This is a genomic window from Acetobacter sp. ESL1128 (genome assembly GCF_058505085.1).
Genome location: NZ_CP196369.1, coordinates 2,433,085 through 2,457,205, shown reverse-complemented (window position 1 = coordinate 2,457,205; position 24,121 = coordinate 2,433,085). Strand labels below are relative to the sequence as shown.

25 protein-coding genes and 2 tRNA genes are annotated in these 24,121 nt (G+C 59.9%); 9 read left to right on the top strand and 18 right to left on the bottom strand.

The window, feature by feature from the left end; all coding sequences use genetic code 11:
* Window positions 1–162 precede the first annotated feature (162 nt).
* The 5 genes from hpnE to hpnA form a co-directional block, all read right to left on the bottom strand.
* A complete protein-coding gene (hpnE, locus tag ACSYTG_RS11530) occupies window positions 163–1,461 on the bottom strand; it encodes a hydroxysqualene dehydroxylase HpnE (protein ID WP_489783169.1) in 1,299 nt (432 codons plus the stop codon).
* Between the two features lie 19 nt (window positions 1,462–1,480).
* Window positions 1,481–2,359 (bottom strand): presqualene diphosphate synthase HpnD, encoded by an 879-nt coding sequence (gene hpnD, locus ACSYTG_RS11525; protein WP_086646413.1) that lies wholly within the window; start codon window positions 2,357–2,359, stop codon window positions 1,481–1,483.
* Window positions 2,360–2,455: 96 nt separating this feature from the next.
* On the bottom strand, window positions 2,456–3,316 hold the full coding sequence (hpnC, locus tag ACSYTG_RS11520; protein ID WP_253528107.1) for a squalene synthase HpnC: 861 nt from the start codon (window positions 3,314–3,316) through the stop codon (window positions 2,456–2,458).
* Between the two features lie 108 nt (window positions 3,317–3,424).
* Complete coding sequence (locus tag ACSYTG_RS11515; protein ID WP_489783170.1) at window positions 3,425–4,642, bottom strand: glycosyltransferase; 1,218 nt, start codon at window positions 4,640–4,642, stop codon at window positions 3,425–3,427.
* Window positions 4,643–4,656: 14 nt separating this feature from the next.
* The gene (gene hpnA, locus ACSYTG_RS11510; RefSeq protein ID WP_086646377.1) at window positions 4,657–5,652 is read right to left on the bottom strand and encodes a hopanoid-associated sugar epimerase; all 996 of its coding nucleotides are present in this window, start codon (window positions 5,650–5,652) and stop codon (window positions 4,657–4,659) included.
* Window positions 5,653–5,868: 216 nt separating this feature from the next.
* On the opposite strand from hpnA, the gene ACSYTG_RS11505 reads away from it, so the two are divergent.
* Together ACSYTG_RS11505 and ACSYTG_RS11500 are read left to right on the top strand one after the other, a co-directional pair.
* Complete coding sequence (locus ACSYTG_RS11505; protein WP_086646376.1) at window positions 5,869–6,942, top strand: lysylphosphatidylglycerol synthase domain-containing protein; 1,074 nt, start codon at window positions 5,869–5,871, stop codon at window positions 6,940–6,942.
* 3 nt (window positions 6,943–6,945) lie between these two features.
* Window positions 6,946–7,845 carry a prephenate dehydrogenase/arogenate dehydrogenase family protein gene (locus ACSYTG_RS11500; protein WP_086646375.1) on the top strand — a complete coding sequence of 300 codons (900 nt, stop codon included), beginning with the start codon at window positions 6,946–6,948 and terminating at the stop codon, window positions 7,843–7,845.
* Window positions 7,846–7,851: 6 nt separating this feature from the next.
* Here ACSYTG_RS11500 and ACSYTG_RS11495 read toward each other — a convergent pair whose 3' ends face one another.
* The 3 genes from ACSYTG_RS11495 to ACSYTG_RS11485 form a co-directional block, all read right to left on the bottom strand.
* On the bottom strand, window positions 7,852–8,592 hold the full coding sequence (locus ACSYTG_RS11495; protein WP_489783171.1) for a tetratricopeptide repeat protein: 741 nt from the start codon (window positions 8,590–8,592) through the stop codon (window positions 7,852–7,854).
* A gap of 3 nt (window positions 8,593–8,595) precedes the next feature.
* Window positions 8,596–8,721, bottom strand: a complete 126-nt coding sequence (gene ykgO / locus ACSYTG_RS11490) for a type B 50S ribosomal protein L36 (protein WP_003625637.1) — start codon at window positions 8,719–8,721, stop codon at window positions 8,596–8,598.
* A 154-nt stretch (window positions 8,722–8,875) separates the two neighbouring features.
* Window positions 8,876–9,805, bottom strand: coding sequence for a hydrogen peroxide-inducible genes activator (locus ACSYTG_RS11485; protein WP_086646373.1), 930 nt, complete (start codon window positions 9,803–9,805; stop codon window positions 8,876–8,878).
* Between the two features lie 166 nt (window positions 9,806–9,971).
* On the opposite strand from ACSYTG_RS11485, the gene ACSYTG_RS11480 reads away from it, so the two are divergent.
* Both ACSYTG_RS11480 and ahpD read left to right on the top strand, forming a co-directional pair.
* A complete protein-coding gene (locus ACSYTG_RS11480) occupies window positions 9,972–10,514 on the top strand; it encodes a peroxiredoxin (protein WP_086646412.1) in 543 nt (180 codons plus the stop codon).
* 200 nt (window positions 10,515–10,714) lie between these two features.
* On the top strand, window positions 10,715–11,242 hold the full coding sequence (gene ahpD, locus ACSYTG_RS11475) for an alkylhydroperoxidase, AhpD family (protein WP_086646372.1): 528 nt from the start codon (window positions 10,715–10,717) through the stop codon (window positions 11,240–11,242).
* A 130-nt stretch (window positions 11,243–11,372) separates the two neighbouring features.
* Here the strand turns inward: ahpD and ACSYTG_RS11470 are convergent.
* From ACSYTG_RS11470 to ppa, 3 genes are all read right to left on the bottom strand, one after another.
* A tRNA-Asp gene (locus ACSYTG_RS11470) sits at window positions 11,373–11,449 on the bottom strand.
* A gap of 158 nt (window positions 11,450–11,607) precedes the next feature.
* The gene (locus ACSYTG_RS11465) at window positions 11,608–12,426 is read right to left on the bottom strand and encodes a DODA-type extradiol aromatic ring-opening family dioxygenase (protein ID WP_489783172.1); all 819 of its coding nucleotides are present in this window, start codon (window positions 12,424–12,426) and stop codon (window positions 11,608–11,610) included.
* A gap of 191 nt (window positions 12,427–12,617) precedes the next feature.
* Complete coding sequence (gene ppa, locus ACSYTG_RS11460) at window positions 12,618–13,145, bottom strand: inorganic diphosphatase (protein WP_086646371.1); 528 nt, start codon at window positions 13,143–13,145, stop codon at window positions 12,618–12,620.
* 157 nt (window positions 13,146–13,302) lie between these two features.
* Between ppa and ACSYTG_RS11455 the strand changes: the two genes are divergently transcribed.
* The 3 genes from ACSYTG_RS11455 (at window position 13,303) to ACSYTG_RS11445 (ending at window position 15,688) form a co-directional block, all read left to right on the top strand.
* Window positions 13,303–13,376, top strand: a tRNA-Ile gene (locus tag ACSYTG_RS11455).
* Window positions 13,377–13,452: 76 nt separating this feature from the next.
* The gene (gene ettA / locus ACSYTG_RS11450) at window positions 13,453–15,132 is read left to right on the top strand and encodes an energy-dependent translational throttle protein EttA (RefSeq protein ID WP_086646370.1); all 1,680 of its coding nucleotides are present in this window, start codon (window positions 13,453–13,455) and stop codon (window positions 15,130–15,132) included.
* A gap of 58 nt (window positions 15,133–15,190) precedes the next feature.
* Window positions 15,191–15,688, top strand: a complete 498-nt coding sequence (locus tag ACSYTG_RS11445) for a GNAT family N-acetyltransferase (RefSeq protein ID WP_086646369.1) — start codon at window positions 15,191–15,193, stop codon at window positions 15,686–15,688.
* A 69-nt stretch (window positions 15,689–15,757) separates the two neighbouring features.
* Here the strand turns inward: ACSYTG_RS11445 and ACSYTG_RS11440 are convergent, their stop codons facing one another.
* The 3 genes from ACSYTG_RS11440 to ACSYTG_RS11430 all read right to left on the bottom strand — a co-directional run bounded on the left by ACSYTG_RS11440 (window position 15,758) and on the right by ACSYTG_RS11430 (window position 18,324).
* Complete coding sequence (locus tag ACSYTG_RS11440; protein WP_086646368.1) at window positions 15,758–16,381, bottom strand: MlaC/ttg2D family ABC transporter substrate-binding protein; 624 nt, start codon at window positions 16,379–16,381, stop codon at window positions 15,758–15,760.
* A 25-nt stretch (window positions 16,382–16,406) separates the two neighbouring features.
* On the bottom strand, window positions 16,407–17,255 hold the full coding sequence (locus tag ACSYTG_RS11435) for an MlaA family lipoprotein (protein ID WP_086646367.1): 849 nt from the start codon (window positions 17,253–17,255) through the stop codon (window positions 16,407–16,409).
* Between the two features lie 241 nt (window positions 17,256–17,496).
* Window positions 17,497–18,324, bottom strand: coding sequence for a TerB family tellurite resistance protein (locus tag ACSYTG_RS11430; RefSeq protein WP_253528117.1), 828 nt, complete (start codon window positions 18,322–18,324; stop codon window positions 17,497–17,499).
* 117 nt (window positions 18,325–18,441) lie between these two features.
* Here ACSYTG_RS11430 and ACSYTG_RS11425 point away from each other — a divergent pair, with 117 nt between their 5' ends.
* Together ACSYTG_RS11425 and ACSYTG_RS11420 are read left to right on the top strand one after the other, a co-directional pair.
* Window positions 18,442–19,371, top strand: a complete 930-nt coding sequence (locus ACSYTG_RS11425) for a ketopantoate reductase family protein (RefSeq protein ID WP_489783173.1) — start codon at window positions 18,442–18,444, stop codon at window positions 19,369–19,371.
* 54 nt (window positions 19,372–19,425) lie between these two features.
* The gene (locus tag ACSYTG_RS11420; RefSeq protein ID WP_489783174.1) at window positions 19,426–20,298 is read left to right on the top strand and encodes a PhzF family phenazine biosynthesis protein; all 873 of its coding nucleotides are present in this window, start codon (window positions 19,426–19,428) and stop codon (window positions 20,296–20,298) included.
* Window positions 20,299–20,340: 42 nt separating this feature from the next.
* On the opposite strand, the gene ACSYTG_RS11415 is transcribed toward ACSYTG_RS11420, so the two are convergent.
* From ACSYTG_RS11415 to queA, 4 genes are all read right to left on the bottom strand, one after another.
* Complete coding sequence (locus ACSYTG_RS11415) at window positions 20,341–20,589, bottom strand: ribbon-helix-helix domain-containing protein (RefSeq protein WP_086646363.1); 249 nt, start codon at window positions 20,587–20,589, stop codon at window positions 20,341–20,343.
* Window positions 20,586–21,653, bottom strand: a complete 1,068-nt coding sequence (gene queG / locus ACSYTG_RS11410; RefSeq protein WP_489783317.1) for a tRNA epoxyqueuosine(34) reductase QueG — start codon at window positions 21,651–21,653, stop codon at window positions 20,586–20,588. The genes ACSYTG_RS11415 and queG overlap by 4 nt, the downstream gene beginning before the upstream one ends.
* A gap of 90 nt (window positions 21,654–21,743) precedes the next feature.
* A complete protein-coding gene (gene tgt, locus ACSYTG_RS11405) occupies window positions 21,744–22,904 on the bottom strand; it encodes a tRNA guanosine(34) transglycosylase Tgt (protein WP_489783175.1) in 1,161 nt (386 codons plus the stop codon).
* Window positions 22,905–22,940: 36 nt separating this feature from the next.
* Window positions 22,941–24,002, bottom strand: coding sequence for a tRNA preQ1(34) S-adenosylmethionine ribosyltransferase-isomerase QueA (gene queA, locus ACSYTG_RS11400; RefSeq protein WP_489783176.1), 1,062 nt, complete (start codon window positions 24,000–24,002; stop codon window positions 22,941–22,943).
* Window positions 24,003–24,121 lie beyond the last annotated feature (119 nt).

Genomic DNA, 24,121 nt, shown 5'->3' with positions numbered 1-24,121 from the left:
CGGCCAGCACGCAGGGTTCTGAACCCTTACAGATGGCCGGTATGGTTGCCTGCAATATTCTGGTACCCGGGTCTGTGCTGAACCGCAGCACATATGGCTAGGGGCAACACACTCCCCGCAACCCGGATAACGCGCAGCGGGGGCAGAACAACAGCCGTAGTTTCAGGACGGTGTTTTCAGGCCCAGTGCGTGTACGGCGCGCAGGCCCGAGCGCATGGCCCCTTCCAACGTTGCAGGCAGGCCTGTGTTGGTCCAGTCCCCTGCCAATGCCAGATTAACCAGAGGAGTGGCCGAGCCGGGGCGGCGGCGGTTCTGCTCCGGGGTGGCGGCAAAGGTTGCGCGCTTTTCCCATACAATACGCTGGGCATCCGGTACGGAGGGAAGGGGTTGCTCCAATACCGCATCACACGCGCTGCGCAGCTCGGACCAGATGGTACGGGCCAGTTCCTCGTGGTCATGCTTGGCGTAGCGGTTGGCCGCACTAACGGTCACAGACAGGATATTCCCGCGCAGGAACACCCATTCGGTCACGCCGCCAATAACCCCCATAAATCCGCATTGGGCAAAAGAACCAACAGGGCGTGGGGCCTCTGCCAGACGGAAATGCAGGTTCAGAATACTCTCAAACGCATTGGGGGTTGTCAGCCCGGCCATGTGCTGGCTCAGCAGCCCTTCGGCAACCGGTGCTGTGGTGGCGACAATCACCTTATCATGTTCGGACAGGGCAATGCTGTCCTGCGCAGTATGGAGCGTGGTTACGCGGCCTTTAGCAACGTCCAGCCCCGTAATGCGGGTTTGTGTGCGGATCTCGGCGTTCATGGAGGCCAGATAAGCAACGGCCGGGTCCACGAGAGACTCAGAAAGACCGTCACGCGCAAACCACGGCACGCAGGCATGCCCCCCGAGCGAGAGCGATTCCCGCACCACAGCGCCAAGCAGTGCCGCGCTGCCTGTATCGCTCAAGGTGTTCAGGGCGGAAATGGAAAAAGGTTCAAGCAGTCTGCGGGTAAAGGCACCGGGCAGCAGGCAGTCGGCCACTGTTGTCTGGTCGTCTGCGCGGATCAGGCGGTAGAGGCTCTGCAACTCGGGCAGGCGCATGTCCGGCACGCGGCGGTGAGGCTGGAAAACCCATAGAGGCAGACGCCCGCGGGACAAATCCAGCGTCCAGCGTGCATCCTCGGCCAGATCAACAAACGGGAAAATCGGCTTGCCCGGTCCGCTGAGCGTATCCAGTGCTCCCGTTATGCCAAGGTAGCGGAACACCGTGCTATTGGCGGACAGGAGCAGGTGGTTGCCATTATCTATGCGGCAGTCCAGATGCCGGTCATGGTAGGAGCGGGCGCGCCCGCCGCATGTCCGCCCGGCTTCATGCACGATCACACGCGTGCCGGTGCCCGCGACTTCTACCGCAGCGGCAAGGCCAGCCATGCCACCGCCAATAATATGCAAAATACCAGACATGCCGCGTTTTGCCGTTATCTCAGGACGTGTAGGAAAGGGCAAACCACCGGGCTTTGCCAAGAAGGGAGGTATGGGGGCGTGCGCGCAGCACGTCTGCACCCCAGCCACGCTTGCACAGCGCCTTGAGAATGGACTCGTAGCTTGCACCCATAATGCGGGCGGGGAGCATGGAGCGGGGCTGGCAGATTTTCATGGTGGCAAAGGCAGTGCGGAAGTGGTCCTGCGCACGGGCAGCCATAACGCGGGCGACCAGTTCCAGCCCCGGAGCGGACAGAGCCTTGATCGGGTCTTTGGGCACGTCAAAGCGTTCCAGCAGATCAGCCGGCAGGTACAGCCGCCCACGGATTGCATCTTCGGGAATGTCACGCAGGATGTTGGTGATCTGCAAGGCCCGACCCAGATGGAAAGCCACGAGGTCACCATTTTTGGAGCTGTCGCCAAAAATGCGGACAGACAGGCGGCCCACGGCGGAGGCTACGCGGTCGCAATACAGGTCCAGCGTTTTTTCGTCCGGGGCAACAATGGCGGTCTGCGTGTCCATCAGCATGCCATCAATCACGGCATCAAAATCAGCCTGCTGGAGAGAGAAAAAGTTGATGGTCGCCAGCAGAACCCGGTCCAGCGGTTCGGTCGGGAGGACAGCCCGTTCCGCAAAAAGCTCGGCAATGCGCTGGTGCCAGTCTTCCAGACCTTTGGTGCGTTCGGCCAGCGGGGCCGTGCCATCTGCAATATCGTCCACTACGCGGCAGAAGGCGTAAATGGCGTACATGCCGTAACGCCGCATGGGCGGAAGGATGCGCATGCCAGCGGCAAAGGAGGTGCCTGCCTGTTTGACGGTGCTTTCCACCCAGGCAAGATCAGCCGGATCGCATCCGAGCGGGGTCGGTTTGTCGTGCATCTGGATGTTTACGGCTGTCACGCGCTTTTCACCTGTTTTTCGTCAAGATTGAAGAGAACGGGTTTCTTTTTACAGAACTTTCACCGTTCGGGAAGGTCATGCCCATGCCCGCAGGGCCGCAATGGCTGCATGCATGGCGTCCGTCCGGCGCAGGGCCACCCGCCCGGCCAGCGGGTCTTCGCGGCGCAGGCGCTGTGTCAGGCGGTGGGCGAGTTCTACAATGGCCGCACATTCCATACGGAAACGCCGGCCCTTGATATGGGCCGGCAGGGCGCTGGCCTGCCGGTTAAGGGCATCCACCCCGTCGAGCAGGGTGTTGAACACCCTGCGCATGGCAGGGCTGGTCTGGCCTGCAAGCAGGTCCTGGGCGGAGGTGCCGGCACGTTGCATCAGCTCTGTGGGCATGTAGCAGCGCTGGAGCCGCTCCAGATCCTTGGCGCAGTCCTGCAGGTGGTTCAGAATCTGCAAGGAGGTGCACAGTGCATCCGATGGGCCAAAGGCTGCCGGGTCTTCCCCATGCAGGCAGATCAGGTAGCGCCCGACCGGGTTGGCGGAATATTTGCAGTAATGCAGCAGGTCATCCCACGTGCGGTATTCATGGCCGCGTGAATCATCACGGAAGGCGATCAGCAGGTCTGTTGCTGTTTCGAACGGCACATTGGTCTGTATGAGCGATGCCCGCAGCCGTGCGGCACTGAGCGCATCGGCCCGGTTAATGGCGCTGCGCTGGCCAAGGAGTACCTCCTCCATGGCATTCAGCCGGGTGACCTTGTCTTCGGGGGAGAGGGTTTCGCAGTCTGCTATGTCGTCAATAACACGGGCATAATCGTAATAGGCATGCACATGCGGGCGCAGTTTGCGGCTGAGAAGGAGGGAGCCTACGGGAAAGTTCTCGTCAGACGCACCCTTGCCGGATGAAACGTCAGCTTTTCCCCAGATGCGTGTATCGTCAGTCATGCCGTGCCGTGTTCAAAAAAAGGGACCCCAAGGGCAGCTTGGTGTTTACATGAGCACGCCTGCCATGCCTATCCCTTAATGCCGGAGGGCAGGTAACGGCAAAAAAACCTACCGTCTGGGGATCTGTATTTTCTGCTCTGCGTCCGGGGGGCTGGCCCGCCCATTGTTGGGAATGGCCTCGGTATAGGCCCGGTTCTTCCACACCACACCGCGCCCGCGGTGGTGGTTAAGGGCGGAGCCAAGGGTGGCTGCGGTATAAAAGGCGGCAATCAGGGGCAAGCCTAGCGCCCAGAGGGGTGAAAGCCGAAAACGCCTGAGCGTAGGCAAAAAGGACAGGGTGGAGGCAAGCCACACCCCGGCACCAATCCATTGCGCAGCGCCGTGGGCGCACAGGGCCAGTGCAAGAGGTGCCATCCAGACCACAAGCATGGCCACAACGGTTAGCGCCAGCAGTAGGGGAGAAAAATTAAGCTGCACGTAGGCTGTACGCGTGATCATACGCCAGATATCGGTAGCGGATGGGTAAGGGCGGATGGAACGGGCAAGGCAGGAGTGGCCAAGGTAGAGCCGCCCCCCGGCCTGCTTGACGCATGTGGCCAGTGTGCAGTCATCAATCAGGGCTCCTTTTAAGGCTTCAATCCCCCCGATCTGGCGGAGCATGTCGCGCCGGAGCAGGATGCTGCCCCCCGCTGCCCCAGCGGTTTTATCCTTTGGGTTGTTGACTTTGGCAAAGGGGTAAAGCAGCGCAAAAAAGAAGACAAAAGCAGGTACCAACGCCCGTTCGGCCAGTGTGATGCACTGAAGCTCCACCATTTCGGAAACCATGTGTAGCCGGTCGGCCTGTGCCTTGGCAACAAGGGTGGAAACATGGGCGGGGTCGTGAATAATGTCGGCATCGGTCAGGAACAGGTAGCCACTGCCATGTGGGGTCTGTCGCTCTGCCTCGTGTACACCCTGTGCTACGGCCCATAATTTGCCGCTCCAGCCTGCCTCGGGGTTTGCACCGTCCAGCACATTCAGCCGGTTGTGGGTATCGGGCAGGGCTCTGGCCAAAGCCCCTGTGCCATCAGTGCTGCGGTCGTTGACTAAAATGACCGAGAGCGCGCCGGGGTAGTCCTGTTGCAGAAGGGAGCCAAGTGCCGCCTCGATAGACTCCGCCTCATCACGGGCGGGTACAACCACAGTAACATCGGGGGCAATATCCGCCGCCGGTGCGTCTGCCATGCTGGCGGGCTGGAGTATGGGACCAGCCTGCCAGAAGTGTCCGTGGCAGAAAATAAGACCCATCCAGATTATGGCGCATAGAATAGCCAGAGCCAGAATCATGATGGACCGCCTCCTTATTTCAGCATGCCGTTATTGCGGAACCATGTAATGGCGTCTTCCACCGCCATGCGGGCGGGGCGCGGGGCATAACCCAGCTCGCTCATGGCTTTTGCGGAGGAGAAGAACATTTTCTTGCGGGACATGGCGAGCATCTCCCGCGTGACACGGGGCGAGAAGCCAAAAGCGCGGGACAGCCATTCGGACACAATAGCCACCGGCCAGATAACCTCCTGCGGCAGGCTGATCTTGGGCGGGGGTACATGCGCGATTTCAGACACCATGGCAAACAGGTCGCGCAGCAGATAGTTCTCGCCACCCAGAATGTATTTTTCGCCAATTCTGCCCCGTTCAAGGGCCAGCGCATGGCCTTCTGCCACATCATCCACATGCACGATGTTGACGCCCGTATCCACGTAAGCGGGCATGCGGCCTGCCGCGCAGTCCAGAATCATCTGGCCTGTAGGGGTGGGTTTGATGTCGCGCGGGCCAACGGGGGTGGAGGGGTTCACAATAACCGCGGGCAGATTCTGCTCGCGCACAAGGCGCAGCACTTCCTGCTCGGCACGGTATTTGGAACGTTTGTAAATGCCAATAACGGCATGTTCTTCTACCGGTGTGTTCTCGTCCGCAATGGTGCCATCACCAATCAGGCCCAGGGCCGCCACGGAGGAACAGTACACAATGCGTTCAACCCCTGCCTGCTGGGCTGCCAGCATAAGCAGGCGGGTGCCTTCCACGTTGGCGGTCATCATGGGGGCGGGGTCGGGTACCCACAGGCGGTAGTCGGCCGCGACATGAAAAACATACCGGCAACCTTTGACTGCACGCGCAAATGTGTCCGGCTGTGACAGGTCGCCTTCCACCAGCTCGGCCGGAATGTCGGCAATGTTGCTACGGTCGCTTCCTTCTCGCACCATAAGGCGTAGGGAATGGCCGCGTTCCAGCAGTGTGCGAGCCACGGCGGAACCGACAAAACCAGTTGCGCCGGTTACGAGCGTATGAGCAGTCATGAAGGATGCGCTCCCGGTAGAGGGCTGAAAGAAAAACAGGTGTTGGGCATTAAGCCCGAACGGCTGGTCTGTTTCTTTATCCTGACACCCGAGGTGGCGCCAGACCCCGTGGTAGTGTAAGGGGGCGGAACATTCACACATGCGCCCGGTTGGGCTTCGGGCGTGCCCATGGGCGTGACGGAGCCGCGAGCGTAACAGGCGGACAGAGCTGAGGCCTTGAAGAAGCTTACGGTTTTTCTCACTTTTCTTGGACTCGTGGTCGTTACGGCAGCAATGGCGTGGAGCGGTTTCGATTCTGTTTTACGTGCTGTTATGCGTATTGGTCTTGGCGGCTTTCTGCTTATGGTATGCTGCCAGCTGGCCGTGGATGGCCTGCTGGGCATGGCCTGGCATGCTGCTTTTCCTGAAATCGGGTACATGCGTCTGCTGCTGGCCCGCATGGTGCGTGATGCGGCTGCAACCTGCCTGCCGTTTTCGCAGGTTGGGGGCATTGTTATTGGTATTCGTGCGACCTGCTCGGGCCATGGCGTACACCGCGCCACCGACCGGGAAGTAGAACTGCCCGAAGCCGCCTGCGCCAACCTTGTGGATATTACAACCGAGGTCATGGGGCAGGTGGCATTTGTGCTGCTGGCTGTGGCCTGCCTTGTTGCGCACCAGCGTTCCAGCCCGTTTGTGGTGCCGGTGGTCGGGGGAACCCTGTTCCTGATCGCGGGAACCGCAGGTTTTATCTGGACCCAGACGCATGGTGGCAACCTGTTCCGCAAGTTCGGCGGGATGTTTACCCGCAGTCTGGCCTCCCAGTGGCGGGACAGCATTCTGGCTGGTGCGGATAACCTGCAGGAACGTATGGAAGCCGCCTGGAGCCGCCCGTGGCATATCTGCCGTTCTGCCAGCTACCATCTGCTCGGCTGGCTGGGTGGTGCTGGCATGCTGTGGCTGACAGCGCGCTTTTTGGGTGCGCAGCTGACGTTCCCCGGCGCTGTGGCGGTGGAAGGCGTAACCTGTGCCATTATGTCTGTCGGGTTTTTGGTCCCGGGTAGTCTGGGCGTGCAGGAAGGGGCCTATATGGCGCTTGGCCATGCGTTTGGCATAGACCCGTCCCTGTCCCTTGGTATTTCCCTGCTCCGCCGTGGGCGGGAAATTACCATTGGTATTCCCGTTCTGCTGTTGTGGCAGTTTATGGAAATGCGCGGCCTGCGCCAGAATGCACCCCAGCAGCCTGCAGCTCCGGCACAGGGCGAAAATATTGGGTATTCTGCCCCTTCCAACACAATCAAGGATAGCTGAGCCGTGGCGGAAGAGCATCTTCAGGTCGTGTTTGACACGCTTGTTGTGGTTGGGCCGGGGCTTATCGGTTCGTCCGTGCTGCGGCGTGCCAAAGTGCATGGTCATCTGGCCCGCAGACTGATCGCGGTGGACAACAGTGCGGATGTCTGCGCGCGGGTCATGGAGCTGGGGCTGGCGGATGAGGCAACAACAGACGTAGTCGCTGCTGCCGCACAGGCGGATTGCGTTATGCTGTGCGTGCCGGTCGGGGCCATGGGGCCCGTTGCCGCGCAGGTTATTCCCGCCATGAAGCCGGGCGCAGTGCTGACCGATGTGGGGTCCACCAAGGTTTCGGTCACCGAGGCCATTCTACCCAGCCTGCGGGCCGATGTGCCCTATGTGCCTGCACACCCCATGGCGGGTACGGAGTTCTCCGGCCCGGATGCGGGGCTGGCGGACCTGTTTGAAAATCGCTGGTGCCTGCTAACCCCGCTGGAAGCCACAACGCCAGAAGCCCTGCAGCAGATCCGCGAATTATGGACGCGTTGTGGTGCCCGCCTGCGGGAAATGACCCCCGCGCACCATGACCGTGTATGCGCCATTGTGAGCCACCTGCCGCATCTGCTGGCCTTTACCATCTGCGGCACGGCTGATGATCTGGCGGAAGAAACCCGCTCGGAAGTGCTGGACTTGGCGGCTTCGGGCTTCAGGGATTTTACCCGGATTGCGGCATCCGACCCCATTATGTGGCGCGATATTTTTCTGGCTAACCGTGAGGCCCTGCTGGAAATGCTGGGGCGCTTTATGGAAGATGCTCAGGCCATGGCCCGCGCGATCCGCTGGGGAGATGCGGATTATATTGTAAACAAGATCGAGCGTGGCCGCGAGATCCGCAAAAGCCTGATTGAAAACCGGCAGGCCTGAGCCTGCTCAGGTTGGCTGGCCAAACGCCTTGATGCGCAGGGAATCGGAGCGTTTGTGGCTTCTGTCCAGCATGGGGTTGAGGGCGGTTGCCTTTTGCCATGCTTTAAGTGCGGCCTGACCATCGTTCAGGTGTTCTTCCACACTGGCCAGCAGGCTCCAGCTTTGGGCGTCCTCTGCATCACGCATCAGGGCCTCCCCCAAATCCGCTACAGCGCCCTTCAGGTTGCCAGCAACAAGGCGCATCTGGGCACGGGTGCGCCACAGAATGGCCTGATCGGGCTGAAGTGCCAGTGCATCCCCCATATCGTCCACGGCATCATCCGGTTTTTCGGATATCAGGTCTTTTTCCGCACGGCGGACCAGAAGTTGCGTGGTGGGGGAAAGGTGCGCTGCCCGTAAGGCCTCAAGCCTTTCTTGCAGGGTATGGGCCTCTTCGGGCGTTGGGGCTTGGGCAAGCTGCTTGACCAACAGGGCAATCTGTTTTGCAGTGCCAGTGCCAGTGCCAGTGCCAGTGCCAGTGCCAGTGCCAGTGCCAGTGCCAGTGCCAGTGCCAGCTGCTGGAGCAGGCGCTGCCAAGGGGGTAGGCTGGGTTTTGGGCGCTGTATCCGCCCATGCAGCAGGAACAGCCGTAATGCAGAGGGCTGTGGACAGGCCTAAAAACAAAAACCCGTTCCTTCGGGGACCGAGGGAACGGGCTTTATGCATGATCATCATGATAAGCTTGCCCGTAAGGGCCAGACTAACCATGAATTAGCCCTGACGGGCCTTCATGCGGGGGTTCTTTTTGTTGATGACGTAAACCCGGCCACGACGACGAACCACACGGCAGTCTTTGTCGCGCACCTTGGCTGACTTCAGGCTATTTCTGATTTTCATGGCCCGTATTCTCCGTCGATGCCGCTCAATGCATAAATAAGTTGGCTCGGCACATACCGGCCCCGTGCGCCTGAGTCAATATTCTGCGCATTTTTCTTGCGGATTTTGCCGCCTATAGTGCGTTTTATCGCATGGATGCGGGCAGATTGGGCGCTTAAGCCGGGTCCAGTGCGAGTGTGAGTAGCGTGCTGGCCAGAGTGGAAAAATCGGCAGCACGGGGGGAACGGGGCCGCCAGGCCAGACCAATGGTGCGCCATGCGGCGCCATCTGCAAGGGGGCGGGCGGCAATTTTACGGTTTTTAAGAATACCCCCGTTAATGGCTAGTGCTGGCATGATGGCGATTCCCAAACCCAGTTCCACCATCTCTGCCATGCTGTGGAGCGACATGGCGGTAAAGGTGGGTTCGCTCTCTCCTTCCGCGCCACTGCGGCTGGGGCTCTGGCGGCAGATGGCCAGTGTCTGCTCACGCAGGCAGTGCCCGTCTTCCATCATAACCATGTTGTATTCGGACAACCGCTCCACGGGCACGCTCTCCAGTGCCGCAAAAGGATGGTTGGAGGGCATGATCACATAAAAGGGGTCCTGCCACAGGGGGTGGGTTTCCGTGCCATCACACAGGCAGGGCATGGCCAGCACCAGCATGTCCAGTTGCCCAAGGGAGAGCTTTTCCAGCAGGTGTTCTGTGGTGTCTTCTGTCAGGGATAAAAGCAGGCGGGGGAAGTGCTCGCGCAGGATATGCACCGTGCGGGGGATAAGGAACGGGCCAATGGTGGGAATAACCCCGAGTCGTAATGGACCAGTCAAAGGAGTACGGGCTGCGGCGGCTAGTTGGGGTACGGCCTCCAGCGCGGCCAGTGCCTGCCGGGCTTTGAGTGCGATCTCGTGCCCCAAAGGGGTAAAAACCACTTTTTTGCCCACGGTGCGGTCCAGCAACGGGGTATCCAGCTGGCGCTCCAGTGTCATAATCCCGGCAGACAGGGTGGACTGGGTTACGGCACAGGCTGCCGCGGCCCGGCCAAAGTGGCGCAGTTCGGAAAGGGCGATCAGGTAGCGGAGCTGCTGTGCGGAGGGGAGTGGAAGCATGGCCAAGTCCTACCTGAAAACCCGAGAATGGTTAATCGATACTTTCAATTGTTCTTATATAAAATATTCATTGGATTAAATGAAAAAGGCGGGCCATACATACCTGCACCGCCTGACCCAGCCTAAAGCATGGTCAGGCACTGTGCCAGAAACAAGGAGCAAACATATGCTGACCGTTGGCGATAAGTTTCCCAGCTTTGATCTGACCTCCGTTCCAGGTGGGCCGGAAGGCCTGAAGGGCGAATTCGTTCAGATTTCCGACAAATCCGATGCCGGTAAGTGGAAAGTGGTGTTCTTCTGGCCGAAGGACTTCACCTTTGTCTGCCCGACCGAAATCGTGGCTTTTGGCAAGATGTCCAAGGACTTCGCAGACCGTGATGCGGTTGTGTATGGCGTGTCCATCGACAGCGAGTTCGTGCACCTCAACTGGCGCCTGCACCACGCTGACCTGAAGGATCTGCCGATCCCGATGCTGGCCGACATCAAGCGCGAGCTGACCGAAGGCACGGGCGTGATGGCAAAGGACGCTGGCGTTGCCCTGCGTGCGACCTTCATTGTCGACCCGCACGGTGTGATCCGTCATGTGTCCGTCAACGACCTGTCTGTTGGTCGTAACCCGCAGGAAATCCTGCGTATCCTTGACGGCCTGCAGAGCGATGAGCTGTGCCCGTGCAACTGGAAAAAGGGCGAAGACTTTATCAAAGTCTGAGTCTGACGCACTGCCCGGTTCGCGTTTGCGGGCCGGGGGTGGTTGCGGTGGCATACCTGCGTATTCTGCCGCAACCACCACTCTATCTTTCAGGGCTGTTTAGCCCGCTCCCAGCCAGTTTCTGGCTGTGCCTTGTGCTCCAGGTTCCATGTATTGGTCTGGCACAGATTTTTCCAAAATAAATCATAACGGAAAAAGCCATGTCTATAGATGCACTCAAAGACCGTATTCCCGATTACGCCAAGGACCTACGCCTGAATCTGGGGTCTCTGGCAAGCGATATTACCCTGACCCCGCAGCAGCTTGGCGGCACGTTCATCGCCTCCGCCCTCGCTGCGCGCAATGATGATGTGACGCGTGCAATTGTGGCCCAGTTCCGCGATACGCTGTCCGAGCAGGCATTGGCTGCTGCGCAGTCTGCCAACGCCATTATGGGTATGAACAATATCTACTACCGCTTTGTGCATATGGCGGGTGGTGAATACGCCAAGATGCCAGCTCAGCTGCGCATGAGCGTGATTGGCAACCCCGGCGTGGATAAAGCAGATTTTGAGCTGTGGTGTCTGGCCGTTTCCATCATCAACGGGTGCGACCTGTGTGTGACCAGCCACGAAAAAATCGTGCGTGATGCACTTGGCGCTGCTGCGGTGCAGACTGCGGCACGGATTGCCGCAACAGTGCATGCGGTAGCCGTAACATTGCAGGGCGCGGATGCCTTGCAGCAGTAAGCATTACCCAGCGTAAGGGTAGTGTATAAAAAAACCGGTCGTTCTGGCGGCCGGTTAGAGGGGGAGTTTGTGGGGAGCGCACAAGGGCGCTCGGCGCCACTTTCTGATACGATTGATTTGTAAAGGAAAGTGGCGCGAGTGACGGGGCTCGAACCCGCGACCTCCGGCGTGACAGGCCGGCGCTCTAACCAACTGAGCTACACCCGCATTTTCCAACGCTCACCAGTTGTGTGCGTCGGTATGTGGGGCTTTATAACGATGTTTTTTTCTTTGGCAACAGGCATTTCATAAAAAAATGCAAAGAAGTGCATTTTTGCGCAGGCGGTCTTGTACGGTCGTATAAAATTGGCCGCACAAGAGCCGCTTCAACCAAAACGGTAGCCCGAGAGCGCCTTGCCCAGCACTGTATCGCTGTAAATCTGCTGGCCGTAATCCTGCCCGGCAGCACCGGCGGCCACCATCAGCGGGAGCAGATGCTCCTCGCGGGGGTGGCACAGGCGTGCACCGGGGGCCTGTGCCCAGTGGGTCAACTGCGCGGTGCGCTCTGGCGGCGGCGCACAGACGCTACGCGTCAGCCACGCATCAAATGCCTTTGCAGGCTCATCGGTTGCGGGGGAACCGCTCATGAAGTGGGGCAGGTTATGGTAGCTCAGACCCGTGCCCATGATCAGCACGTTGTCTGCCCGCAGGGGGGCCAGTGCTGCGCCAATGGCCAGATGCTCGGCCGGGTCCAGCGCTTTTTGTAACGAGAATTCCACAACGGGAATATCGGCCTGGGGAAAAGCCAGCATGAACGGGATGAACACACCGTGGTCAAACCCCCGTTCGGCATTTTCGGCACTGGCAAATCCTGCCTGCTCCAGTAGGGTCCGCATGTGGGCTGCCAGTGCGGGGCTGCCAGGGGCGGGGTACTGCAGCGTGTAGGTGTGGGCGGGAAAGCCGTAATAATCGTAGATCAGGCCCGGTTTTGCACCGGACATGAGCGTGGGAACCTGCTCCTCCCAATGGCCGGAAACCACCACAATGGCATCTGGTTTTTGTGGGAGCGTGGCGCTTAGCCCGCGCAAAAAGGCGGCCATGTGGTCCCATGTCTGTGGCCAGTCCATAAAAAAGCATGGACCACCCCCATGGGGGATGAACAGGGTTGGCTGTTTGGGGCGCGTTGCGGCAGCAGGGGTGGGCATGAACATCACCATGACAGAATGAAAGGGTCGGAGGTGTTGTCCAGAGCATGGCGCAAAACTGGTGGGCTGATAATCCGCGCGATACGGAATATATTTCACACTCAGGGTGTGATGCCGGGTGTGCAGGTGCGCTGCAACAGGCACGGCGCACTACACGGCCATGCCTGTTGCAGGTCAGGAGAAAGCGCGCCTTATTTGGCTTTTGCAGCTTCCAGAGCCTTGAGAATAAAGTTCCCGGCTTCTTCCTTCGTGCCCCAGCCAGTCACTTTAACCCACTTGCCTTTTTCAAGGTCCTTGTAGCGGGTGAAAAAGTGCTCAATGGCCTTGATCGTGATTTCGGGCAGGTCGTCCGTGGTTTCAACCTTGGAGAACTCGGGGTGCACCTTGTCGTGCGGGACGCAGATGATTTTTTCGTCCTGCCCGGATTCGTCTTCCATCTTCAGCACGCCAATGGGGCGGGCCCGGATCACGCTGCCCGGCACCACGTTTGTGGGGGTCAGGACCAGAGCATCCGTGGGGTCACCATCGGCTGCGAGCGTGTTGGGGATAAAGCCGTAAGCCGTGGGGTAGGCCATGGGCGTGAACAGGAAGCGGTCCACGAACAGGGCGCCGCTTTCCTTGTCAATTTCGTATTTGACAGAGGAACCCTGCGGGATTTCAATAACAACGTTAATGTCGAACGGCACGTCCTTGCCGGGAGAAAGTTTGGAAACGTCCATGAACACTGCTCCAACCGATAAACAAAGGGAATGCAGCAGACCCTATCCGCCCACCTGCGGCTTGCCAAGAGCCGGATTTTAAACGGGCGATATATGGATTTTCCTGCCCCAGACCCTTGCCAAATGGCTCTGGTTGCGTAATCAGATACTCGCCTGCGCGCCCGTAGCTCAATTGGTTAGAGCGGGCCGCTCATAACGGCTTGGTTGCGGGTTCAAGTCCTGCCGGGCGCAGGCTGTCCCAGCCGGCAGCGCAACCTGTAGCCGCTTCATTTTTTCAGTTTATTCCGCATAACGGGAGTTCATCATCATGGCATCCTATCAATACGTCTATGTGATGAAGGATCTCACAAAATCCTATCCCGGTGGGCGCGAAGTGTTCAAGGGCATCACCCTGTCCTTCATGCCGGGTGCCAAAATTGGTATTCTGGGTGTCAACGGCGCTGGTAAGTCCACCCTGCTCAAGATCATGGCGGGGATTGATAAGGAATACGGCGGCGAGGCCTGGGCGGCTGAAGGCGTGCGCGTCGGCTATCTGGAACAGGAACCCCAGCTCGACCCCAAACTGACCGTGGGCGAAAACGTTGCTCTGGGCTTTGGCGACCTGAAAAAGGCAGTTGATCGTTTTAACGAGATTTCTGCCCGTTTTGCCGAGCCCATGGAAGACGACGAAATGAATGCCCTGCTGGCCGAACAGGCAGAACTGCAGGAAAAAATTGACGCAGGCGACGGCTGGGAGCTGGACCGCAAGCTGGAAATCGCGCTGGACGCCCTGCGCTGCCCGCCTGCTGACAGCTCGGTAGAAAAACTCTCCGGGGGGGAATGCCGCCGCGTGGCCCTGTGCCGCCTGCTGCTGGAAAAACCCGACCTGCTGCTGCTTGACGAACCAACCAACCACCTGGACGCAGAAAGCGTTGCATGGCTGGAAACAACCCTGCGGGATTACGCCGGCACGGTTATGGTCATTACCCATGACCGTTACTTCCTGGATAACGTGACCAACTGGATTTTGGAAATCGAGCGTGGTCGCGGTATTCCGTTTGAAGGCAATTACTCCTCCTGGCTGGAACAGAAGCGCAAGCGCCTGTCGCAGGAAGAAAAGGAAGAAAGCTCCCGCCAGCGTGCTCTTGCCGCCGAGCAGGAGTGGATTAACGCCAGCCCCAAGGCCCGCCAGAGCAAAAGCAAGGCCCGTATTGCCAAGTATGAGGAAATGCTGGCCGCCAGTGCGGAAAAAGTGGGTGGTGTGGCCGATATTGTCATTCCTCCCGGCCCCCGTCTGGGCGGCACGGTTATCGAGGCCGACAACCTGACCAAAGGGTTTGGTGACCGGCTGTTGATTGATAACCTCAACTTCAAACTGCCACCGGGCGGTATTGTGGGGGTTATCGGGCCAAACGGTGCTGGTAAGTCCACCTTGTTCAAAATGATTATCGGGCAGGACAAGCCAGATTCAGGCGAGCTGAAAATCGGGGAAACCGTAAAGCTCGGCTACGTTGACCAGTCGCGCGATGATCTGTCCCCCGATAAAACCGTGTGGGAAGAAATTTCAGGCGGGACGGATGTCATCTATCTGGGCAAGCGGGCCGTACCGTCGCGCGCCTATGTGGGGGCCTTCAACTTCAAAGGGTCCGACCAGCAGAAAAAAGTTGGTGTCCTTTCGGGTGGTGAGCGTAACCGCGTGCATCTGGCCAAGATGCTCCGGCAGGAAAGCAACGTGATCCTGCTTGACGAACCGACCAACGATCTGGACGTGGATACCCTGCGTGCGCTTGAAGATGCACTGGCCGAGTTTGCCGGTTGCGCCGTGGTTATCTCCCATGACCGCTGGTTCCTTGACCGTCTGGCCACCCATATTCTGGCGTTTGAAGGTGATTCTCACGTTGAGTGGTTTGAAGGTAACTTTCAGGCTTATGAAGAAGACAAGCGCCGCCGCCTTGGCCCGGATGCGACCGAGCCAGGCCGCATCCATTACAAACCGCTTGCCCGTTAACGGCATGCCTGTGCGAAGGCTCCCCTGCGGAGCCTTCCTCTGTTACGGGGGCTGAGCGGTGGATTTACGCTCAGTCCGTACACCTCGCCTGCTTCTTCAGCCCGTGACATGGCGGGATATGGAAGATATGGCGCGCCTGAAGGCCGATGGCGGCGCTTTTGGTCAGATGCTAGGGGGTGTTTGCACCCGCCAGCAGGCCGAGCGTGAGATGGCGGATGACATTGCTTTTTGGGCCTGTCACCGTGTTGGTATTTTTACCATTCATGAAAATAACCAGTTTGTCGGCATGACCGGTATTCACGACCGGCCAGATGGTCGCGGGTTCGGGTTACGTTTTGCCCTGTTTGCCAGCGCAAGGGGGCGCGGCATTGCGCGTGAGGCTGCCAACGCGGCCCTTAACTTTGCGCATGATGCCGGTTTGCACCGGGTTATTGCCGTTGCATCGGAAAGTAATGTGGCATCGCGCACCATTCTGGGCAGTATCGGGATGCATGTCTGCGAGACTTTCACCAGAAATGGGCAGACCATGATGGTGTATGAAAGCAAGCGGGCATAAAAAAAGGCACCCTCATGGGTGCCTTTCTGCCAGACCGGCGGTTGCCCCGCCAGACCGGGCTTTAGCGGCTTAGTTGGTGGACTGGTTATGGCGGTCCAGCTGCTTCTGCAGGGCGGAAAGCAGTGTCGCGACACTCCCACCATTCCGGGCAATAAAGGAGGAGTAGTCATTGCGCTGGGTCAGGCGCAGGCTGGCCCCTTCACCAATAACGTCTACAACCTGTGGCTGCCCGTTGTCGTAACCGACAACCCACTGCATGGAAGCCGGGGGCTGCTGCGGACGCATCAGAATGGCGTTGACGGAATCTTCATTACCGGACTTGCTGACATCACCAATGGTAAAGCTGACACCACGGTATTCGCCCAGCTTGTCGGTAATGGCATTGACCAGAACTTCATGGAAAAGGGCCAGATAATGCTGCCGCTGCTCAGGGGTGGCAATTTTCCAGTAACGGCCAAGGCAGTAGCGGCCAATACCATCAATATCCACATTCTTCTGAACCAGAGGAAGAACCTTGGTCTTTTTTTCGGACAGAGGAACAGGGCTGTTAACAATGGCAACAAGCTGCGTGCCAAAGCTCTGAATGAACTGCTTGGCGTTATCCGCTGCGCGGGCAGGCAGGGCAAACAGTCCGCTGGCGCATGTCAGGGCCAGAGTGGCAAGAACAATACGGCGACCAGAAAGGAGTTTCATGTTTGCGCTACCTTCTTGTTGTTAGTTATTGATACCAGTCTGGCACGGTGGCGCGGCGGTCATTCTTGATGGCCTCGGCCTGTGCCTTCCGCTGCTGCTGGTAAGCGCTGCGAATGGTGGCATATGGGTCCAGAGCATCGCGCTGGAGAGCATCCAGATCTTCCAGATGCTCGGAGCGGCCATGCACAACACCCATCATGTTATAGGCCCAGTTGAAACTGACAAGCCCATAACCGCGTGGCACGTAATCCCACGGGGAAAGACCCTGATCAATGCCGTAACCAATCCCGTCACGGAAGGAGGACGGCCCCATGGGCAGGAACAGATAAGGCCCGGAGGAAATGCCCCAGTTGGCCATGGTCAGGCCTGCATCGTTGTCATGGTGGGGGAAGCCCGCCATTTTTGCAACGTCAATCAGCCCGCCAACACCCACGGTCATGTTAATGCACCAACGCACGAACGAATCCCCCGCACGGCGTGGCTTGCCGGCCCCGACGTCGTTAAAAAAGACGGAGGGCTCGTTCATGGTCGTGATCATGTTGCCAAGCGAGTTACGTACGGGGCGGGGCACGGCCCACACATAGGCTTTGGCAACCGGGCGCAGGGCCCATGTATCGAACTTCATGGTCAGGTTGAACATTTTGCGGTTCAACGGTTCATACGGGTCGTTTGCGGCCTTGTATTCGGCCAGGGCATCCGGGTCCGTGGGAACGGGGGCTTTAATGGAGCTACACCCCGTTGCGCCAAGCAGCACCAGACCAAGGCAGAGTGTTCCCAGACGGAAACGGCGATGTACCGAGGAACCTTCCCGCGCCTGATCGTGCTGATCCTGTGCGCGAGGGCGGAGCCATGAGCCGTTCCGTCCTGAAATCATTGCCACCTTTACCTTTGCCTTGTGACGTCCGCATGGCCTGCCGGGCAGACCTGTTTATTGCTGCCTTCTCTACCATGAGAAACGCAGGGTGCAATGGCAGGGCTTCTCTGCGTAGAGGGCAGGGGACAAAAATAGCCCTTTGCAAGTTACCTTTTTGCCGGGAAGAACAGATTTTTGCAATCTCTGTTGCCATAAAGTCGCACATCCTGCTCGGGATGTGATGGCCACAGGGAATCCGGCGTTACAGTCCGCGCTCGCGTTTGATTATGTCCCATGCGGCGTTGATTCTGGATATACGGACCGAGGCAACCTGCACCTCTTCGGGGCTGGCATTGCGGGCGGCCATGACATCCGGATGATACTGCCGGACAAGTTTTTTCCAGTGTGCTCGCAGTTCTTCGTTGGAGAGGGAGGCACTCACCCCCATAACGGTATAGGCGTCATCTTCCCCCATGGCCGCACGGGCCCGGCCCTGTTCGGCCCGCTCCCATGCCCCGCGCCCTAGCCCGAACAGGGCATGCACACGTTTGAGAAAACGCAGCTCTTCGGGGGCAAGGGGTTCGTCCGCTGCCAGATCGGCACGGGCGATGGCAAACAGGATTCCCATCAGGTCTTCAAGCGGGGGTTTGTCATTGCTGTAGGCCTGCCCGAGTTCACGGGCAAAGGCTTCGTAGTCGTCTGTTCTCTGGCGGGCCATGTCAAACAGGCGACCGATGTCGCGCATGTTCTCGTCCGGCACCCGGAAGCGGGTCTTGAAGGCGTTGATCTCCCGCCGGTTAACCGGGGCATCGCACTTGGCCAGTTTGGCGCACAGAATAACGCAGGTCAGCCCGTAAAGCTGGTCTTTTTTGCCCAGTGTGGCGGCCAGTTTGGCAGCGACAAAGGCTGCCGCTCCGTTGGGGTCTGGGCGCGCGCGGGCGGCCCATCGGTCGCTCCAGCCAACAGCGGGTGGTTGCAGCAATGTGCCGCTGTCTGCGGCATGGCCCAAAGCCGTGCCCAACGCCGCACCTAGTGGACCGCCAACGGCAAAGCCGGTTACGCCACCAAATATTTTGCCCCATATCGCCATAGAGGTCTTTTATCATGTTCTGGAGCGGAACCCTAGCCTGTGCCGGGTGGGTGCCAGAGCTTGGCTGCAATGTGCCACTATCGCATTTGCTGCAAACGGTACCAGAAAGGACAAGGCATGCACACAAACACACCTCCTGAGCAGGTTCCTGCGCAGCCTGCTGTTGCCCTGATTGGCGCAGGGGCGGTCGGGCTTGTTGTGGCCGCAGCCTTTGCCCGCGCTGGGTGGGAGGTATGGGTCTGTGGTGCGCGCAGCCCGTTTGGCCGCCTTTATGTGCAGGAGGCCGGGCAGGGGGTGGAATACCCGGTCCGGCATGCCCGCAGCCCGGCCGAACTTGGCCCGTGCACAGTCGCTGTTGTGGCGGTCAAAGCACATCAGACGGGGGATGTGGCGGAGTGGATTGCGGCATTCAACCGGCCAGATGCGCGTATTCTGGCTGTGCAGAATGGTCTGGAGCACCGTGAGCGGATTGCCGCCTATGCGCCTGTGGCCGTGGCATTGCCTGCCATTGCCTATTTTAACGCCGAGCGGTCTTCTCCGGGGTGTTCGGTTCTACGCCGAATCGGCCAGGCGGACCTGTGCCTTCCCGCAGAGGCACTTGTGCAGGATGTGGCTGCGGCTTTGCAGGCAGGCGGGCTGCGGGTTGTGCTTGCCGCGGATATGCTGAGCATGGTCTGGACCAAGCTGCTCACCAACAGTGCCGCCAACCCGCTGACTGCCCTGTGCGGCAGGCGCACAGGGGTTATGCGTGAGCCCGGCTGTGCGGCCAATGCCCGGCAGATCATGGCTGAAGTGGTGCAGGTCGGGCAGGCCGAAGGGGCCGCCCTTACAGCGCAGCATGTGGAGGACGCTCTGGCGTGGCTGCAGAGCGTGCCGCCAGAGAGTGCCACATCCATGTTGCAGGACCGGCAGGCAGGCCGCCCTCTGGAGTACGATGCCATAACCGGGGCCATTGTGCGCGTAGCAGACCGGCATGGTCTGGATGTGCCGCTTAATCGCTTTGTTCTGGGCCTGCTATCGGCCATAAAGCCCATGCAGCCCTCATAAGCATAGCCCCTGCCAGCAGAGCATTGCCAACACCGAATTCAGGCGAGAACTCTCATGCAACGTACTTACAAAGTTGTGGATGTTTTTACAAAAGTGCCGTTTGCGGGCAATCCGGTTGCCGTCGTGCTGGACGCGCAGGGGCTGGATACACAGGCCATGCAGGCCATTGCCAGTTGGACAAACCTCTCGGAAACCACGTTTCTGCTCCCCGCACAAAGCGATAAGGCAGATTACCAGCTGCGTATTTTTACTCCCCGGAACGAACTGCCGTTTGCAGGCCACCCCACACTGGGCAGTGCGCACGCTGCGCTGGAGGCAGGGCGCGCCGTGCCAAGGCAGGGGCAACTGGTGCAGGAATGCGGGGTTGGCCTTGTGACGCTGCACGTTAATGGCAGCGGGGAGGATCGCTCCCTGTCTTTTGCTTTGCCGCCCGCCCGGCACGTTACGCTGGATGCAGCCGATAGAGCGGAACTGGAAGCTATTCTGGGCGTACCCGTGGACCACACGGCCCCACCGATGATGGTGGATGTTGGCCCGGTCTGGATTGTAGCGCGCGTGAGCAGTGTGGGGCAGCTTCTGGCACTTCGGCCGGATTTTGGGCGTTCGCAGGTTTTTGAGCAGCGCCTTGGTGCAATCGGGATCAGTGTTTTTGCAGCCCATGACCCTGACGGGGTGGATATTGAGGTGCGCTCCTTTGCTCCATCGCAGGGTGTGAACGAGGACCCGGTCTGTGGTAGCGGCAATGGCAGCGTGGCTGTGTTCCGCCATGTGCGGGGTATTCTGCCGTCTGGGCAGGGGGGGTATCTGGCCACGCAGGGGGGCTGTGTTGGGCGCGCGGGCCGTATTTTTGTGCGCGTTGGCGCAGATGGTGCGGTGGACGTGGGCGGGCAGTGCGTGACCACCGTGGAGGGCCGTCTGGCTGGCTAGCCGCGCAGGGGGCTCCGTGCCTGTGTGCGGGTAGTGCGTGGGTTAGAGTGGTTCTTTCAAGCTCTGGCTCTGTATGTGTTGTTGCAGCCATTCCACAGCATGGACCCGCAGGGCGGAAGCAAGGGACTGGTCGGGCACACGGGTTGCATCCACCTGTGTTACCAGTTGGACCAGCGTGACATTCTGGTGAGCAATCATGCGTTCCAGCACGGCCCAGAAGGCGGGCTCCAGCGCTACACTTGTGTCATGTCCGGCCAGTATCAGGCTGCGTTTGCGCAAATGTCTGCTCATGCCGTAGGGCTTTCAAGCTGAGTCATGGCCCAGTCTGCGGCGTCGCGCACAACTGGGTCGGGGTCTGTGGTCAGGGCGCGGGCATGGGGTAACAGGTGTGCCCTGCCGGAATTACCCATGGCAACCAGCACATTGCGGATAAAGCGGTTGCGCCCGATCCGCTTGATGGGTGAGCCTGAAAACAGGGTTCTGAACGCCGCATCGTCAAGTTGGCTCAGGGTGGCAAGGTCCGGGGCTATCAGGTCTGCTCTGGGCTGGAGTTTGATGGTGCTGGCCATTTTGGCAAACCTGTTCCACGGGCACACGGCAAGGCAGTCATCACATCCGTAAATATGGGTGCCCATCAGGGGGCGCAGGGGCAGGGGTATGGGGCCTGCGTGTTCTATGGTCAGGTAGGAAATGCACCGCCGTGCATCCATCTGGTAAGGGGCGGGAAAAGCCTGTGTAGGGCAGGCGTTGAGGCAGCGGGTGCAACTGCCACATCCCCCGCCGGAAGGGGGGGAGGCAGGCAGGTCGAGCGTTGTGTAGATTTCGCCCAGAAACAGCCAGCTCCCGTGCTGACGGGAGACAAGGTTGGTATGCTTGCCCTGCCACCCCAGCCCGGCTTGGTGCGCCAGAGGTTTTTCGGCCACGGGGGCGGTGTCCACAAAGACCTTGACCTCCGGTGTGGCCGGATGGGCCAGCCTGCCCTCGCGCACAACAAACTGGGCCAGATGTTTGAGCATGCCCTTGAGTACATCGTGGTAATCCCGGTGGCGGGCATAGACGGAAATATTGCCACAGTCGGGGTTTTGTAGGGTGGCCAGCGCATCGCCCTCCGGGGCGTAGGACAGGCCAAGGGCAATAACCGTGCGGGTTTCGGGCCACAGGGCCGTGGGCTGGCTGCGCTGCTCCGTACGGTCGGCCAGCCAGCCCATTTCACCGTGGTATCCGTTTGCCAGAAAATCCTGCAGGCGCACACGTGCCTCCGGCCCCAGTGTGGCCGGGCAGAAGCCAATGGCGTCAAACCCCAGTTCCAGCGCCTTGTCCCGGATGCGCGCACTCAGGCGGCTGCCCGGATGCATGGTGCTGGCCGGGGGGGCTGGGGCGGAAGGTGTGGCCTCTGTCATACGTAAAAGGCTGGTTCGGAGAGTAAGGTCAGGGGGATGCGTGCTTTAGGGAATGGGCGGAATGTGGGGTTGTGGCATTTCATCTTCCGTCCAGTCCTGTGCTGCCCATTCGCTGCGCATGCGCGCGGCTGTGGCCTCCAGATTTTTGTCCATGATTGCCTGACGGATCTGGCGCATGAGCCGCTGGTAATAGGCAATATTATGCCATGTCAGCAGCATGGGGCCTAAAATTTCGTTCGCGCGGAACAGGTGGTGCAGATAGGCGCGGCTGTGGCGCGTACAGGCCAGACAGTCACAATGGGGGGAAATGGGGCGGGCATCCGTGGCGTGGCGGGCGTTGCGCAGGTTGAGTGTGCCCCGCTCTGTGTAAGCACGCGCGGTGCGGCCTGCGCGGGTGGGCATAACACAGTCAAACATGTCCACCCCGCGCTGCACGCTGCCCAGCAGGTCGTCTGGCGTGCCAACCCCCATAAGGTAGCGTGGCTTGTCCTGCGGCATAAGCGGGGTTGTGGTGTCCAGCGTTGCAAACATGAGCTTCTGCCCCTCGCCCACGGCAAGGCCACCAATGGCGTAGCCTTCAAACCCGATATCGGTCAGGGCTTTTACGCTTTCAGCACGCAGGTCGGTTTCCGTGCCGCCTTGCACAATGCCAAACTGGCCATAACCCGTGCGCTGCACATAGGCTTCGCGCGAGCGGGCAGCCCAGCGCATGGACAGGCGCATGGATGCGGCAATGGCCTCGGGTGGGGCTGGCAGGGCCGGGCATTCATCAAAACACATGGTAATGGTGGCATCCAGATCATGCTGGATGCCGGTCGAACTTTCTGGTGTCAGCCGGTGTTCGGACCCATCAATATGCGAGCGGAAGGTGACGCCATCCTGGTCCAGCCGCCGCAGCGCTCCGAGCGACATGACCTGAAAGCCCCCCGAATCGGTCAGGATCGGGCCGGACCAGTCCATAAAGCGGCGCAGCCCCCCTAATGCCCGCACCCGTGCCGCGCCGGGGCGGAGCATAAGGTGGTAGGTATTGCCCAGCACAATGCCCGCACCGGTGGAGCGCACGGCATCCATGGTCATGGCCTTGACCGTGCCCACCGTGCCTACGGGCATAAAGGTGGGGGTAGCCACGGGGCCGTGGGCTGTATGCAGCATGCCTGCGCGGGCTGCGCCATCGGTGCTTTCACACGTCCAGTGGAAACGGCTCATCGGGTGGTCCTTGCTGGGTGGAACGGAGGTAGGGGGTTAGCGGGCATGGATGCTGCTTGCGCATTCAAGCAGGCAGGCATCGCCGTAGGAATAAAAACGGTAGCCGGTGTGCAGCGCATGGGCATAAACCGCCTTTGCACGCTCCTGCCCCGCAAAGGCACAGACCAGCATGAACAGGGTGGAGCGTGGCAGGTGGAAGTTGGTCATCAGTACATCCACCGCCCGGAAGCGGTAGCCGGGACGGATGAAAATGGATGTCTCCCCTGCAAAGGGGTGCACAATACCGTGCTCGTCAGCCGCACTTTCCAAAAGACGCAGGGTTGTGGTGCCAATGGCAATAATGCGCCCCCCCGCAGCCCGTGTTGCGTTAATGCGCTCGGCAGTCTGGGGGGTGATGACCCCGTGTTCGGAATGCATGTGGTGGTGGGCAATATCATCCGCGCGCACGGGCAGGAATGTGCCTGCCCCTACGTGCAGGGTTAAGGTGCAGCGCTCGGCCCCTGTGGCGTCCACTGCGTCCAGCAGGTCTGGCGTAAAGTGCAGCCCGGCAGTGGGTGCCGCCACAGCCCCTTTGTAACGCTCAAAAATGGTGGCGTAGTCCTTGCTGTCCTGCGCCGTGGGGCCATTGGGGCGGTGGATGTAGGGCGGGAGTGCCAGCGCCCCCGCAGTTTGCAAAAACGTGTCAAACGCATCGCCCTCGCATGAAAAGCGCAGGTTGGCCCCCCCGCCGGGTTCCAGAGCCACGACCTGCGCTGTCTGGTCCGAGTGGGCGAAGGTAAGCGTATCCCCCACCCTGAGCCTGCGGGCGTTGCGCACCAGAACATGCCATGTGCCATCGGGGCGGATCTGGTCGAGGGTAATGCCAATTCTGGCCTCCCCCCGCAGGGCATGCAGCTGTGCCCGGATAACCGCGGTATTGTTGGCCACCAGCAGGTCGCCCCGGCGCAGCAGGGTGGGCAGGTCGCGCACATGGCGGTCAACCAGCGTGTGCGGGGCTGTTGCATCCAGCAGGCGTGCGGATTCACGCGGGCGGGCAGGCTCCTGCGCGATCAGGGATTCGGGGAGGTGGAAGTCAAAATCTTCGGTGCGGTTGCTCATGGTGTGCCGGGTTTACGCAATAGGGCAGCGCAATGCCAGAGGGAAAGGGAGGGCAGCCTCCACCAGGCAAGGGCTTGCGTTGATGGCTGCACAGGGCCAGATTCTACCCTACGCAGCCA

What these genes read in the sequence shown, in the direction of transcription:
- hpnE (WP_489783169.1), bottom strand. Translation starts at nt 1,461, where the DNA reads ATGTCTGGTATTTTGCATATTATTGGCGGTGGCATGGCTGGCCTTGCC.
- hpnD (WP_086646413.1), bottom strand. Translation starts at nt 2,359, where the DNA reads ATGCACGACAAACCGACCCCGCTCGGATGCGATCCGGCTGATCTTGCC.
- hpnC (WP_253528107.1), bottom strand. Translation starts at nt 3,316, where the DNA reads ATGACTGACGATACACGCATCTGGGGAAAAGCTGACGTTTCATCCGGC.
- ACSYTG_RS11515 (WP_489783170.1), bottom strand. Translation starts at nt 4,642, where the DNA reads ATGATTCTGGCTCTGGCTATTCTATGCGCCATAATCTGGATGGGTCTT.
- hpnA (WP_086646377.1), bottom strand. Translation starts at nt 5,652, where the DNA reads ATGACTGCTCATACGCTCGTAACCGGCGCAACTGGTTTTGTCGGTTCC.
- ACSYTG_RS11495 (WP_489783171.1), bottom strand. Translation starts at nt 8,592, where the DNA reads ATGGTTAGTCTGGCCCTTACGGGCAAGCTTATCATGATGATCATGCAT.
- ykgO (WP_003625637.1), bottom strand. Translation starts at nt 8,721, where the DNA reads ATGAAAATCAGAAATAGCCTGAAGTCAGCCAAGGTGCGCGACAAAGAC.
- ACSYTG_RS11485 (WP_086646373.1), bottom strand. Translation starts at nt 9,805, where the DNA reads ATGCTTCCACTCCCCTCCGCACAGCAGCTCCGCTACCTGATCGCCCTT.
- ACSYTG_RS11480 (WP_086646412.1), top strand. Translation starts at nt 9,972, where the DNA reads ATGCTGACCGTTGGCGATAAGTTTCCCAGCTTTGATCTGACCTCCGTT.
- ahpD (WP_086646372.1), top strand. Translation starts at nt 10,715, where the DNA reads ATGTCTATAGATGCACTCAAAGACCGTATTCCCGATTACGCCAAGGAC.
- ACSYTG_RS11465 (WP_489783172.1), bottom strand. Translation starts at nt 12,426, where the DNA reads ATGCCCACCCCTGCTGCCGCAACGCGCCCCAAACAGCCAACCCTGTTC.
- ppa (WP_086646371.1), bottom strand. Translation starts at nt 13,145, where the DNA reads ATGGACGTTTCCAAACTTTCTCCCGGCAAGGACGTGCCGTTCGACATT.
- ettA (WP_086646370.1), top strand. Translation starts at nt 13,453, where the DNA reads ATGGCATCCTATCAATACGTCTATGTGATGAAGGATCTCACAAAATCC.
- ACSYTG_RS11440 (WP_086646368.1), bottom strand. Translation starts at nt 16,381, where the DNA reads ATGAAACTCCTTTCTGGTCGCCGTATTGTTCTTGCCACTCTGGCCCTG.
- ACSYTG_RS11435 (WP_086646367.1), bottom strand. Translation starts at nt 17,255, where the DNA reads ATGATTTCAGGACGGAACGGCTCATGGCTCCGCCCTCGCGCACAGGAT.
- ACSYTG_RS11430 (WP_253528117.1), bottom strand. Translation starts at nt 18,324, where the DNA reads ATGGCGATATGGGGCAAAATATTTGGTGGCGTAACCGGCTTTGCCGTT.
- ACSYTG_RS11425 (WP_489783173.1), top strand. Translation starts at nt 18,442, where the DNA reads ATGCACACAAACACACCTCCTGAGCAGGTTCCTGCGCAGCCTGCTGTT.
- ACSYTG_RS11420 (WP_489783174.1), top strand. Translation starts at nt 19,426, where the DNA reads ATGCAACGTACTTACAAAGTTGTGGATGTTTTTACAAAAGTGCCGTTT.
- ACSYTG_RS11415 (WP_086646363.1), bottom strand. Translation starts at nt 20,589, where the DNA reads ATGAGCAGACATTTGCGCAAACGCAGCCTGATACTGGCCGGACATGAC.
- queG (WP_489783317.1), bottom strand. Translation starts at nt 21,653, where the DNA reads ATGCATCCGGGCAGCCGCCTGAGTGCGCGCATCCGGGACAAGGCGCTG.
- tgt (WP_489783175.1), bottom strand. Translation starts at nt 22,904, where the DNA reads ATGAGCCGTTTCCACTGGACGTGTGAAAGCACCGATGGCGCAGCCCGC.
- queA (WP_489783176.1), bottom strand. Translation starts at nt 24,002, where the DNA reads ATGAGCAACCGCACCGAAGATTTTGACTTCCACCTCCCCGAATCCCTG.